This window comes from Bradyrhizobium semiaridum, from assembly GCF_020329505.1.
Classification (GTDB): Bacteria; Pseudomonadota; Alphaproteobacteria; order Rhizobiales; family Xanthobacteraceae; genus Bradyrhizobium; species Bradyrhizobium semiaridum.
This window is the reverse complement of record NZ_JAGKJJ010000002.1, coordinates 35,847-49,292: the sequence shown is the minus strand read 5'-3', so window position 1 is coordinate 49,292 and position 13,446 is coordinate 35,847. Positions and strand designations below refer to the sequence as shown.

11 protein-coding genes are annotated in these 13,446 nt (G+C 66.6%); 9 read left to right on the top strand and 2 right to left on the bottom strand.

The genetic code is table 11. The features are described from left to right. Positions 1-97 precede the first annotated feature (97 nt). The gene (locus J6500_RS02595; RefSeq protein WP_225711105.1) at positions 98-1,372 is read left to right on the top strand and encodes a flavin-dependent oxidoreductase; all 1,275 of its coding nucleotides are present in this window, start codon (positions 98-100) and stop codon (positions 1,370-1,372) included. A gap of 270 nt (positions 1,373-1,642) precedes the next feature. Here J6500_RS02595 and J6500_RS02590 read toward each other — a convergent pair whose 3' ends face one another. Both J6500_RS02590 and mutY read right to left on the bottom strand, forming a co-directional pair. Continuing rightward, positions 1,643-2,062, bottom strand: a complete 420-nt coding sequence (locus J6500_RS02590; RefSeq protein WP_225711104.1) for a PaaI family thioesterase — start codon at positions 2,060-2,062, stop codon at positions 1,643-1,645. A gap of 70 nt (positions 2,063-2,132) precedes the next feature. Then, on the bottom strand, positions 2,133-3,242 hold the full coding sequence (gene mutY, locus J6500_RS02585; protein ID WP_225711103.1) for an A/G-specific adenine glycosylase: 1,110 nt from the start codon (positions 3,240-3,242) through the stop codon (positions 2,133-2,135). A 156-nt stretch (positions 3,243-3,398) separates the two neighbouring features. Between mutY and J6500_RS02580 the strand changes: the two genes are divergently transcribed. The 8 genes from J6500_RS02580 to J6500_RS02545 all read left to right on the top strand — a co-directional run bounded on the left by J6500_RS02580 (position 3,399) and on the right by J6500_RS02545 (position 13,319). Further along, entirely contained in the window at positions 3,399-3,878 is a 480-nt protein-coding gene (locus J6500_RS02580; RefSeq protein WP_225711102.1) for a DUF721 domain-containing protein, read from the top strand. A gap of 120 nt (positions 3,879-3,998) precedes the next feature. Continuing rightward, positions 3,999-4,655, top strand: a complete 657-nt coding sequence (locus J6500_RS02575; RefSeq protein WP_225711101.1) for a DsbA family protein — start codon at positions 3,999-4,001, stop codon at positions 4,653-4,655. Between the two features lie 390 nt (positions 4,656-5,045). Further along, the gene (smc, locus tag J6500_RS02570; RefSeq protein WP_225711100.1) at positions 5,046-8,510 is read left to right on the top strand and encodes a chromosome segregation protein SMC; all 3,465 of its coding nucleotides are present in this window, start codon (positions 5,046-5,048) and stop codon (positions 8,508-8,510) included. Positions 8,511-8,658: 148 nt separating this feature from the next. Next, a complete protein-coding gene (locus J6500_RS02565; RefSeq protein ID WP_225711099.1) occupies positions 8,659-9,666 on the top strand; it encodes a small ribosomal subunit Rsm22 family protein in 1,008 nt (335 codons plus the stop codon). Between the two features lie 215 nt (positions 9,667-9,881). After that, the gene (locus J6500_RS02560) at positions 9,882-10,442 is read left to right on the top strand and encodes a LemA family protein (protein WP_225711098.1); all 561 of its coding nucleotides are present in this window, start codon (positions 9,882-9,884) and stop codon (positions 10,440-10,442) included. Between the two features lie 33 nt (positions 10,443-10,475). Next, the gene (locus tag J6500_RS02555; RefSeq protein ID WP_225711097.1) at positions 10,476-11,675 is read left to right on the top strand and encodes a M48 family metallopeptidase; all 1,200 of its coding nucleotides are present in this window, start codon (positions 10,476-10,478) and stop codon (positions 11,673-11,675) included. Positions 11,676-11,840: 165 nt separating this feature from the next. Next, entirely contained in the window at positions 11,841-12,590 is a 750-nt protein-coding gene (locus J6500_RS02550; protein WP_225711096.1) for a P-loop NTPase family protein, read from the top strand. Between the two features lie 60 nt (positions 12,591-12,650). Further along, complete coding sequence (locus tag J6500_RS02545) at positions 12,651-13,319, top strand: P-loop NTPase family protein (protein ID WP_225711095.1); 669 nt, start codon at positions 12,651-12,653, stop codon at positions 13,317-13,319. Positions 13,320-13,446 lie beyond the last annotated feature (127 nt).

Genomic DNA, 13,446 nt, shown 5'->3' with positions numbered 1-13,446 from the left:
CGGCGCGACCGATTGCCGTCCATCCCCCGCAACCTTTCGCGGTTGCCCACCGCCGCGCTGTCATGTCATGACCATGGCCGATCGAAGAGGATTTCTCATGACTGTACTCATCGCGGGCGGCGGAATCGGCGGGCTGACGCTGGCGCTCAGCCTGCACCAGATCGGTGTGCCCTGCCGCGTGTTCGAGAGCGTGCCCGAGCTGAAGCCGCTCGGCGTCGGCATCAACGTGCTGCCGCATGCGGTGCGCGAGCTGATCGAGCTCGGGCTGCACGATCAGCTCGACGCCCTGGCCGTCCGCACGCGCGAACTCGCCTACTTTTCAAAACACGGCAAGCCGATCTGGAGCGAGCCGCGCGGGCTCGAGGCCGGCTACAAATGGCCGCAATTCTCGATCCATCGCGGCCGGCTGCAGCAGATCCTGCTGGACGCCGCGACCGAACGGCTGGGGCGAGAGAACATCCTCACCAGCCATCACCTCACCGGCTGGACCGAGACCGCCGACGGCGTCCGCGCCGAGTTCATCGACCGCGCCACCGGCAAGCCGGCGGGCAGTTACGACGGCGCCATCTTGATCGCGGCCGACGGCATCCATTCGGCGGTGCGCGAAAAACTCTATCCGCACGAGGGGCCGCCGATCTGGAACGGCCGCATCCTCTGGCGCGGCATCACCCGCGCCAATGCCTTCCTGACCGGCCGCACCATGATCATGGCCGGCCACGAGATCCTGAAATTCGTCTGCTACCCGATCTCGAAGCAGGCCGGCGCCGACGGCAAGTTCGATATCAACTGGGTCGCCGAGCGGCACATGCCGCCGACCTATCAATGGCGCCGCGAGGACTATAACCGCACCGCAAAGCTCGACGAGTTCCTGCCGTGGTTCGAGAGCTGGAATTTCGACTGGCTCGACGTGCCCGGCCTGATCAGGAACTGCCCGCACGCCTACGAGTATCCGCTGGTCGACCGCGACCCGATCCCGCAATGGACCTTCGGCCGCGTCACGCTGATGGGCGACGCCGCGCATCCGATGTATCCGATCGGCTCCAACGGCGCCTCGCAGGCGATCCTCGATGCGCGCGTGCTGACGCGAGAGGTGTTGGCGCACGGCCCGACGCAGGCCGCGCTCACCGCCTATGAGGCCGAGCGCCGGCCGGCGACGACCGACCTCGTGATGCTGAACCGCCGCAACGGGCCGGAGCAGGTGATGCAGCTGGTCGAGGAGCGCGCGCCCGACGGCTTCGGCGTGGTCACCGACGTGCTGTCGCAGCAGGAACTGGAAGACATCGCGGCCAACTACAAGCGCGTCGCCGGCTTCCAGGTCGAGGGGCTGAACGCCAAACCGCCGATCGTGCCTCGCTGGGACCTTTTGAACTGAGCTCGCTCCCCGACCCATGCAAAGGCTCCGCCTTTGCGCGGCGATGACGGATTGGCCTGCTCAACTTGCTTGGTGTCATCGCCCGGCTTGAACACTTGACCGGGCGATCCAGTATTCCAGAGACAGTCGTTATTGAACCGATAGGCCGCGGCGTACTGGATCGCCCGGCCCATGTGCGCAATTGCGCACAGGCCGGGCGATGACAGCGGTGGGTGGGACAAAGCTTCACACCCTCTCAGGGTGACGGGACGCGTTGGGTGGGACGCGTGCCTAGCGCAGCGCCCGCGCCGCTTCCACCAGGCGGATGCTGCTGGTCGCGGTCGCGAGCGGCGTGCCGTCGTCGGCGGTCAGCCGTCCCTCGACGAACGCAATGGTCTTGCCGAGCTGCGTCACCGTGGCCTCACCGGTGATCGGTCCGGGCTTTGCGGGCGCCAGGAAATTCACGGTCATCGTGATGGTCGTGGTGAACAGCCTGCCGTCGGTCATCACGAACACCGCCGGCCCCATCGTGTCGTCGAGCATCGAGGACAGGATGCCGCCCTGGATGAAGCCGGCTGGATTGCAGAAATCCGGTTTGCCGTCGAAGGCCATCTTGATCCAGCCGTCCTGCGGACGGGCGTCGACGAGGCGCCAGCCGAGCAGTTTTGCTACAGGTGGCATCGGAATGTGGTCGAGCGCGGTTGCGATCATGGCGGCCTCCGTTTGTCCACGGTGATAGCCGGGCCCTGCTGCCAGCATGGTGTCAGCAGGAGAGACAACGCTAGAGATCGAGGCCGTGGGCGATGACTTTTCGCATGACGTTGGGAAACGCCTCGTCATCGAGCGTCGCAATCGGCACCCAGCGCATACCGTCGGGCGCGCGGGTCCGCGGCGGAACACCGGCCGTGTAGACCACGAGTTCCAGCGGGAAATGCGTGAACACATGGCTGACCACGCCGGCCTTGCGGTGCCAGCGGACGACGCCCCTAAGCGCGGGCGCCTGAGCCAGCGCCGCCGCGTCGTCCTGGCCCGCGAGCCATTCCGATCCCGGCACCTCGGTCATGCCGCCGAGTAGGCCCTTGTCCGGGCGCGAGCGCACCAGCAACTCGCCACCGCGCGTCACCACGAAAGCGGCGCCGCGGCGCAACGTGCCGCTCTTCTTCGGCGCCTTGCGCGGAAAACTCTCCTGATCGCCGCGCGTCCGCGCCGCGCAATCCTCATGCAACGGACACAACGCGCAGGCCGGCTTCTTCGGCGTGCAGATCGTGGCGCCGAGGTCCATCAAGGCTTGCGCGCTGTCGCCGGCGCGAGTTCTCTCGTCGCCGGGACGGGGCGAGCCGAGCAAGGTCGCGGCCATGCGTTGGATCAGCGGTTTGGCCTGCGGCAGCGCGTGTTCGACCGCGTAGAGCCGCGAGACCACGCGCTCGATGTTGCCGTCCACCGGCATGGTGCGGCGGTCGAACGCGATCGCTGCGATCGCTGCCGCCGTGTAGGGACCGATGCCGGGCAACGCGCGGAGACCCTCCTCGGTATCCGGGAACACGCCGCCGTGATCACTGAGCACCGCGACCGCGCAGGCATGCAGGTTGCGCGCCCGCGAGTAGTAGCCGAGCCCGGCCCACATCCGGAGCACATCATCGAGCGAGGCGCGGCCGAGCGCCGACACATCCGGCCAGCGCGTCACGAACTTTTCGAAATACGGCCCGACCGCCCGCACCGTGGTCTGCTGCAGCATGACCTCCGACAGCCACACCCGGTACGGGTCACTCAATTCCCCCGCCGGCGCCCGCCACGGCAGCTTGCGGCGATGCCGGTCGTACCAGGCCAGCAGCCGCGCGGGACGGTCGGAGGCGTCGATCTGTTTCGTCTTGGCGGTGGCTCGAGAACTCATAGACCTACTTTAGGACAAATCTCTCCCCGTCATGCCCGGGCTTGCCCTAAGCATCCACGTCTTTCTTTGTGCTGTCAGGTTAGACGTGGATGGCCGGCCCCGCCGGGACGGCAGGAACGTTCCGTACACGATCGGCGCAGTGCTATAACCCCACCCATGTCCAAACCCGGCCCGATCGGCGCAAAGCCCCTGTCCATCCTGCTCAGCGACGTCTTCACCGATGCCTACGCAAAACAGGGCTTTGCCGCGCGCGAGCTGGTGACGCGCTGGAGCGAGATCGCGGGCGAGCGGATCGCGGCCTATTGCGAGCCGCTGAAGATGCAGTGGCCGCGGCCGGTGGAGGGACAGCCGCAGGAGCCGGCGACGCTGGTGCTGCGGGTCGAGGGGCCGATGGCGCTGGAGATCCAGCACTCCTCGGACGTCATCCTGGAACGGGTGAACCGGTTTTTCGGCTGGCACGCCGTGGGGCGGCTCACCATCCGCCAAGCCCCGTTGACCCGCCGCGACCGCGTGGTGCGGCCGCGCGCGCCGGACGCTAAAGCGGTGGCCCGGGAGGCCGAGAACCTCAAGGCGGTTGAGGATGACGAGCTGCGCGCGGCGCTCGCCCGGCTGGGCGCCACGATCAAGCGAAATTGACGCTTTTCGCCGGCTCCGCCGCGGGAACCCGCCATTGCCACCATGGTCGTTTCAAGCTAGCGAAGGCTTCGTTTCAGGACCCTTTTGCAGGGTACGCATGCGCCAATCCGGGAGCAGACCTTGATCATCACGCGCCGCGCCTTCACCACCGCTCTCTCGCTGACCGGGCTTGCCGCCCTCGCCGGCCTCTCGCCGCTGCGCCTGATCTCGGAGGCGTTTGCGCAGACCGCCGCCGACGTCGCCAAGCCGCAGTCGCTGCCCGACATGGCGCTCGGCCCGCAGGATGCCAAGGTAACCATCACCGAATACGCCTCGATGACCTGCCCGCATTGCGCCAATTTCAACGAGACCGTGTTCCCGAAGCTCAAGGCGGCGTACATCGACACCGGCAAGGTCCGCTACGTGTTCCGCGAATTCCCGCTCGACATCAAGGCCGCCGCCGGCTCGATGCTGGCGCGCTGCATCGCCAAGGACGACGGTCCGAAATACTTCGCCGTGATCGACTTATTGTTCCGCCAGCAGAACGACTGGGTGGTCAAGAACACCACCGAGACCCTGACGCGGATCGGCAAGCAGGCCGGCCTCAGCCAGCAGCAGGTCGAGGATTGCCTGAAGGACCAGAAGCTGCTCGACAAGATCGCCGCCGACCAGAAATACGCCAACGACGTGCTGAAGGTGAACTCGACGCCGACCTTCTTCGTCAACGGCGAGGTGCTGAAGGGCGAGACCTCGTTCGAGGAGTTCAGCAAGAAGATCGATCCGCTGCTGAAGAGCTGATCGAGACGCTGGCGAACCCAACTCGATGTCGTCCTGGCGAAAGCTAGGACCCATTACCCCAAGTACTCGAACGTCGGTCACGTCGCGCCGACAACGTCGTGCCCGCACGATAATTGTGGATGACTTACGAGCGCTGCGCACGCCGTCGCGTTATTTCGTTGTTGAAAACTTGATTCGCACGCGCCGAATCTTTTGCGACATGCAGGGATCGCAAAACCGCAGCAAATCCCTTGGGAAAAGCCGCCTCTGGCGGTTGCCCTCGCGCGCGGGCCTCGCCATTGTCGCACCCCATGAGAGCTGCATGCAGCAACTCACCCACACACCGACATTGCCTTCTATGGTACTGTCACGGCAGGGAGATTCGCGCCCGGCCAAGCGAGATTTGTGTACATGAAGCTCACGCGCCTCCGCCTTCACGGTTTCAAGTCGTTCGTTGAACCTACCGACTTCATGATCGAACCGGGTCTCACCGGTGTGGTCGGACCGAACGGCTGCGGCAAATCCAACCTCGTCGAAGCGCTGCGCTGGGCGATGGGCGAGACCTCGCACAAATCGCTCCGCGCCGCCGACATGGACGCGGTGATCTTCGCCGGTTCCGGCAACCGCCCGGCGCGCAACCACGCCGAAGTCGTGATGACGATCGACAATTCCGATCGCAGCGCGCCGGCGGCGATGAACGACAGCCAGCTGCTGGAAATCTCCCGCCGCATCGAGCGCGAAGCCGGCTCGGTCTACCGGATCAACGGCCGCGACGTGCGCGCCCGCGACGTGCAGATCCTGTTCGCCGACGCCGCCACCGGCGCGCGTTCGCCGGCCCTCGTCCACCAGGGCAAGATCGGCGAGATCATCCAGGCCAAGCCCGAGCAGCGCCGCCGGGTGCTGGAAGACGCCGCCGGCGTCGCCGGCCTGCATGCCCGCCGCCACGAGGCGGAACTGCGGCTGAAGGCGGCCGAAACCAACCTCACCCGTGTCGAGGACGTGATCGGCCAGCTCACGGGCCAGATGGAAGGGCTGAAGAAGCAGGCCCGCCAGGCGATTCGCTACCGCGAGGTCGCGGCCAAGGTGCGCAAGTCCGAGGCGATGCTGTTCCACCTGCGCTGGATCGAGGCCAATGCCGACGTCAACGACGCCGCGCACACGCATGATGTCTCGGTGCGCGAGATGGCGGAGCGGACCCGCGAGCAGGCCGAGGCCGCCCGCATCCAGGCGATCCGCGCCTCCGAACTGCCCGCGCTGCGCGATGCCGAAGCGCGCGCCGCCGCCGCCCTGCAGCGCCTGACCAACGCCCGCGAGCTGCTCGATCGCGAGGAGCAGCGCGCCAAGGAGCGCGTCAGCGAGCTCGATCGCCGCCTCACCCAGTTCGCCGCCGACATCGCCCGCGAGCAGCAGCAGACCTCGGATGCCGACGTCGCCTTGCTGCGGCTCGATACCGAAGACGCCGAGCTGAAGGAAGAGATCAAGTCGCGTGTCGAGAAGCGCTCCGGCGTCGACGAGCGCGTCGCCGAGGCCGAGGCGATCCTGGCCGCGACCGAGCGCCAGTTCACCGAACTGACCACCGAACTCGCCGACCTCACCGCCAAGCGCAACCAGCTCGAAGCCGGCGTGCGCACCCATCGCGACCGGCTGGCACGGCTCGATCAGGAGATCGCGAACGTCGCGGCCGAGGAAGAAAAGCTGGCGCAGGAGACCGGCAGTCTCGGCGACATCGATGCGCTGGCCTCCGCCATGGAGATGGCGCAGCAGGCGCTCGCCGAGTCCGAGGCCGCGGTGCAGGCCAGCGAAGCCCATCACGCGGCGGCCCGCCAGACGCTGGAATCGTCGCGCAATCCGCTGACGGAAGCGGAGAAGCGCGTGCAGCGGCTGGAGACCGAAGCCCGCACCATCTCAAAGCTGGTCAACAGCGAGACCAAGAATCTGTGGCCGCCGATCATCGACGGCATCACGGTCGCCAAGGGTTATGAGAAGGCGATCGGCGCCGTGCTCGGCGACGATCTCGACGCGCCGGTCGATCCCTCGGCGCCGATGCGCTGGACCAATGTCGGCGCCGTCGGCGACGATCCGTCGCTGCCCGACGGCGTCGAGCGGCTCGCCGACCATGTGCAGGCGCCGCCGGAGCTGGCGCGCCGCCTGGCGCAGATCGGCGTGGTGTCGAAGGAGCGCGGGGCCGCGCTGGTGTCGCAGCTCAAGACCGGCCAGCGGCTGGTGTCGCTTGAGGGCGACGTCTGGCGATGGGACGGTTTCGTCGCCGGCGCCCATGCGCCGACCGGGGCCGCACGCCGCCTCGCCGAGCGCGCCCGCCTCGTCGATATCGAGCAGGAGCTGGAGCAGGCCCGCATCGATGCCGCCGCCAAGCGCCAGGCGCTGGAGGCCGCCGAGATGGAGCTGCGGTCGGCCTCCGCTGCCGAGGGTGCGTCCCGCGAGGCCGTCCGCGCCGCCCGCCGCGAGGCCGATGCCGCGCGCGAGCGCCACGCCGCGACTGAGCGCGAGATCAACCGCCACGCCACGCGCAAATCGGCGCTGACCGAAGCCCACACCCGCCTCGCTGCCGACCGCGCCGAGGCGGAAGCCGCGCATGAGAGCGCCGTCGCTGCGCTGAGCGAATTGCCGCCCGGTATCGAGACTGAGGCGCAGCTCGCCGCGGTGCGCGCCGAGATCGAGAACCAGCGCCGCGCCGCGGCGCAAGTGCGCGCCGAGGCGCAGGCGCTCGCCCGCGAGGCCGAGCTCGCCGACCGGCGCGTGCAGGCGATCCTCGCCGAGCGCAACGAGTGGCAGACCCGCAAGACCAGCGCCGCCTCGCAGGTCGGCACCATCGAGGCGCGCATCGCCGAGGTGTCGATCGAGCGCGAGGAACTAGCCAACGCGCCGGAAGTGTTCGCCGAGAAGCGCAGCGCGCTGATCACGGAGATCGAGCACGCCGAAGGCGACCGCCGCATCGCCGCGGACGCGCTCGCCACCGCCGAAGCCGCGATGGCGGAGACCGACCGCCTCGCCAAGGCCTCGCTCGAGGCGCTCTCCAGCGCCCGCGAGAGCACAGCGCGCGCCGAGGAGCGCATGGAAGGCACCCGCCGCCGCCTCGCCGATATCGAGCGCGAGATCCACGACATGCTCGAGGTCGAGCCGAACGCGGTCGCCGCGATGGCCGAGATCGAGCCCGGTGCCGAACTGCCGCCGGTCGGCCAGATCGAGGAAGAGCTGGAAAAGCTGCGCCGCGATCGCGAGCGCCTCGGCGCCGTCAACCTGCGCGCCGAGGAAGAGCTGAAGGAGGTCGAGACCCAGCACACCGCGCTGGCGACCGAGCGCGACGACCTCGTCGAGGCGATCAAGCGGCTGCGCCAGGGCATCCAGAGCCTCAACCGCGAGGCCCGCGAGCGGCTGCTGACCTCGTTCGAGACCGTCAACGAGCACTTCAAGCGGCTGTTCACCCAGCTGTTCGGCGGCGGCGAGGCCGCGCTACACCTGATCGAGAGCGAGGACCCGCTCGAGGCCGGCCTCGAAATCATCGCCAAGCCGCCGGGCAAGAAGCCGCAGACGCTGTCGCTGCTGTCGGGCGGCGAGCAGGCGCTGACCGCGCTGGCGCTGATCTTCGCGGTGTTCCTCACCAACCCGTCGCCGATCTGCGTGCTGGACGAAGTCGACGCGCCGCTCGACGACCACAACGTCGAACGGTTCTGCGACCTCCTCAACGAGATGACCGGGTCGACCGAGACGCGCTTCATCATCATCACGCACAACCCGATCACGATGGCGCGGATGAACCGGCTGTTCGGCGTCACCATGGCCGAACGTGGCGTCTCGCAGCTGGTCTCCGTCGACCTGCAGGGCGCGGTGGATATTCTCGACCAAAACGTGGCGTAGGGCCGACACCGGTCTCCTTTAAGCTTGCAACGGGGCCCGCTGGCCCCGTCATTGCGAGGAGCGAAGCGACGAAGCAATCCATCTTTCCGTGCATGCAGCGCGATGGATTGCTTCGCTTGGCTGGCAATGACGTGGCAAGGTACGGCGCATGACCTCACCCGATCTCCCGGCCGAACTTCGCGCCTCACTCAATGCGCGCCTCGAAGGCCTGTCGCGCAGCGACGCTGCGAGCCGTGCGGCCGTGATCTCGCAGACCTATCGGGAGGGCGGCGGCTCCGGCACGATCAGGACTGAGACCGATGCGCTGGCCTACGCACTGGCGCGAATGCCGGCAACCTATGCCGCCGTCGTGGCGAGCCTCAACGCATTCACCGAGATGCGGCCGGACTTCGCGCCAACGACCCTGCTTGACGTTGGCGCCGGCCCGGGAACTGCGACCTGGGCCGCCGCCGAGGCTTTCGCCTCGTTGCAGCATTTCACCCTGCTCGACGCCAACGGCGCGTTGCGAACGCTGGCGCAGGAGCTGTGTGGCGACAGCAGGCGGCTGAACGACATCGGCTATCGGCTCGGCCAAGCGCGCGCACTGCTTGCGCAAGCCGAGCCCGCCGACCTCGTCGTCGCCAGCTACATGATCGGCGAGATCGGCGATGCCGAGCGCGCTTCATTGGCGGACGCCCTGTGGTCGAGGACGAAAGACACGCTGCTCGTCGTCGAGCCGGGCACGCCTTCCGGCTATGCGCGGATCATCGCGCTCCGCGCGCAATTGATCGCGGCCGGCGCCCATGTCGCCGCGCCCTGCCCGCATGACGGCGCCTGCCCGCTGGTCGCGCCCGACTGGTGCCATTTCTCGCAGCGCCTGCAACGCTCGCGCGCGCACAAGCAGGTCAAGGGCGCCGAGCTGCCATTCGAGGACGAGCGCTTTGCCTATGTCGCGCTGAGCCGGACACCGGTAACGGCGCGGCCATCCCGCGTGCTGGCGCAGCCCGATGTCGGCAAGGTCGAGATCGCGGCCAAGCTGTGCACGGCCGAGGGCATCGCGACGACAAAGATCCCGCGCCGCGCCAGGGACGACTACGCCCGCGCACGCCGTTGGCGCTGGGGGGATGTGGTCGACACCAACTCCCTGCGGCGTCCCGGCGAGGGCCGGGATCCATAACCACCGATGCATGTTGTTGGAGCGAGCTGGAGCTCCAGCGCATTCCCGCCGCTTATAGCGGCGGTTGATGGTCCCGGCCTTCGCCGGGACGACGGCGTTGAACCAATCTTCGCAATCATCCGACCAACGCAATGCCCACCTTTCCGCGGCGGGCTGCCGTATGCGCGGTTTTGCGCTACTGTGCCGCCGTTTCGTCCCATCAGGAGCTGCCCGTCATGTCGACCAGCTGGATCGTTATCGGCGTCATCGTCCTTGTCGTGCTGTTTGCGTTCGGCGCCTACAACCGCCTCGTCGCGCTCAGCCAGCGGGTCGGGCAGGCCTTTGCCGACATCGACGTGCAGCTCAAGCAGCGCCACGACTTGATTCCGAATCTGGTCGAGACGGTGAAAGGCTATGCCTCGCATGAACGCGGCACGCTCGACGACGTGATCAAGGCGCGCAATTCGGCGATGTCGGCGCAAGGGCCGGCGCAGGTTTCGGCGGCGGAGAACCAGCTCTCCGGCGCGCTCGGCCGGCTGATCGCGCTGTCGGAGGCCTATCCGGACCTCAAGGCCAACGCCAACTTCCAGCAGCTCGCCTCCGAGCTGTCCGATATCGAGAACAAGATCGCCGCCAGCCGCCGCTTCTTCAACAACGCGGTCCAGGAATACAACACCGGCATCCAGCAAATGCCTGCCGCGCTGTTCGCCGGCATGTTCGGCTTCACCCGCAAGGAATTTTTCGACCTCGGCGCCAGCCGCACAGAAGTCGAGACCGTGCCGAGCGTGAAGTTCTGAGACACGCAACCTCCTCGGGCGAGAGGCTGCTCCATGGCCGCCTACGGTCTCTACACGCATATCGCATCGAACAAGTTTCGTTCGCTGCTGCTGCTCGCGGGGCTGTTCCTCTTGATCTACGTGCTGGTCTATGCCGGCGCGCTGGTCGCGGAAGTGGTGATCGATAGCGGCCGCTCGGTCAACGACTACCTGACGCGGGCCTCGCGCGACCTCGTCTCCGCTCTCCCCTGGGCGACGCTGGCGGCCGCAGCCTGGATCGTGATCGCCTATTTCTTCCACCAGAACATGATCGACGCCGTCACGGGCGGCGAAAGCGTCACGCGGCAGCAGCAGCCGCGGCTGTACAATTTGCTGGAAAACCTCTGCATCTCGCGCGGCATCCCGATGCCGAAGCTGAAGATCATGGACAGTCCGGCGCTGAACGCGTTCGCGGCCGGACTGAACCCGCGGCAATATTCGATCACCGTCACCACGGGTCTGCTCAACGCGCTGAACGACCAGGAGATCGAGGCCGTGCTCGGCCACGAGCTCACCCACATCAAGAACGGCGACGTGCAGCTGATGGTGGTCGCCGTGATCATCGCCGGCGTGGTCGGCTTCTTCGGAGAGATGTTCTTTCGCGTTTTCACAAATCTGTCGTGGAACTCGAGCGGCAGCGGCGGCTGGTCGTCGTCATCCTCCCGATCCTCGTCTTCATCGGATCGCGACAGCAAGGGCTCCGGCGGCGGCGCGATCATCGTGATCATCATCGCCGTCGTGCTGATCATGCTGGCCTGGCTGCTGTCGCAAGTGGTCAAGCTGGCGCTGTCGCGCTCGCGCGAATTCCTCGCCGATGCCGGCTCGGTCGAGCTGACGAAAAACCCCAACGCGATGATCTCGGCGCTGCGCAAGATCGAGAACCGCGGCGAGTTGCCGGACGCGACGTCGGCAGTGATGGAACTGTGCGTCGACAACCCGCGCGAGGGCTTTGCCGACCTGTTCGCCACCCACCCGTCGGTGCAGTCCCGGGTCGATGCGTTGGTGAAATATGCCGGCGGACACGATCCCGGGCCGCTGGCGCTGCCGGACGAGACCTCGGAGGCGCCGGCAGGCGGCGAGCCGCCTTCGGCGATCAAGCATGGCCCGTGGGGCGATGCGCCCGCGGCACCGGGCGACCCGCCGGCGCTGCCGGGCGCCAATCCTCAACAGGGCTCGCTGGGTCCGCTTCAGGGACCGTGGGGCCGGCACGTCTGAATTGAGCGCTAGCCATTTCAATCCATTAAGGAAATCCCCACCAAACCAGCCATGGGCGCCTTAAAGATTTGAATTCCCCCTCGTTTCTGCCATGTTCGCGCCCAAAGCAGATATGGGGACTTGCCGATCGCCGTCGCGATCGGGAGCGCGCTTTAAGGGACTTCCATGGCAAAACCGGTCGTGATCGTGGTGGGCGCTGACAAGGGCGGGGTCGGCAAGACCACCGTCTCGCGGACGCTCCTGGACTATTTCAGTGCCAACAATGTGCAGACCCGGGCGTTCGATACCGAATCGCCGCGCGGCACGCTGAAGCGCTTCCACCCCGACATCACCGAGATCGTCGACATGACGACGACCGCGGACCAGATGAAGATCTTCGATACGCTGAACTCGGGACCCTCGGTCACCGTGATCGACGTCCGCGCCGGCCTGCTGTCGCCCGCGCTGGCCTCGCTGCGCGACATCGGCTTCCTCGATGCGGCGCGCTCCGGCCAGATCACCTTCGCCGTGTTCCATATATTGGGTCCCTCGATCGCATCGCTGGACGAGATCGCCGAAACCTCGAGCTTCATGACCGGCGCGAAGTATTACCTGGTGAAGAACTTCATCAACGACACCCAGTTCTTCCAGTGGGACCAATCGACCTACAATTCCTATTTCAACAAGATCAAGGATGCGACCGACCTCACCATCCCCAAGCTCAACGAAATGGCCTATGAGCAGGTCGAGGTGTCCTCGGTTCCGTTCCTGAAATTCGTCGCCAACAAAAGCGTCAACGACGACGCCGCGAATTACTCCTTCGTGCTGCGCGGCTACGTCCGGCACTGGCTGGCCAATGTCTGGAGCGAATACGACCGGATCAAGCTGACCGACCTGGTCGGCGCCAAGTCGACTACCCGCGGCGGCGAAAAATAGTCGCGCTCCCGGCCGCAATGGGGCTGGATTAGGGGAGGATTTGGACTGATATAGCGGGCGATGTCATCCACGCCCGTCTACATCATCTGCTCGCCCCGCCCGCAGGTCGGCAAGACGCTGACCGCGCGGCTGCTCGGCGAATTCCTGCTGCTCAAGAACGGCGACGTGGCTTGCTTCGACGTCAACCTGAAGGAGCCATCGCTGCTCGACTATCTGCCGCGGGTCACGGAAACCGCCGACGTGATCGACACCTACGGCAAGATGCAGCTGATGGACCGGGTCATCATCAATGACGGCGTCGCCAAGGTGATCGACCTCGGCTACCACGCCTTCGACGAATTCTTCAAAATGTGCCACGAGATCGGGCTGATGAAGGAGGCACTGCGCCGCCGCGTCGCGCCGATCATGCTGTTTGTCGCCGATACCGACCGTGCCTCGGTGCGCAGCTTCCAGACGCTGTACGAGCTGATCTCGGCGAATGCGCTCGTCGTCATCGACAACGAGTTCGTGGTGCGCGGCGAGCTGCCGCCGGTGATGACCCGCAGCCGCGTGCTGCGCCTGCGCGCGCTGCCGGTGTTTTTGAAGACCTATATCGACCGGCTCAGCTTCTCCTTTACCGGCTATTTGCGCCAGGAAAAGGATTCATCGACCGAGCTGCATCAGTGGATCCGGCGGAATTACACCATGTTCCGCGATCTCGAACTGAGCATGGTGCCGCAGAGGTCCTAGCCGTAGCTCTTCCCCCTCTCCCCGTTCTTACGGGGAGAGGGTCGGGGTGAGGGGCCGGCTCCGCAGATTCGATCGAGATCGGAGTACGCGGAGATTCCCCCTCACCCGGATCGCATCTTCGATGCGA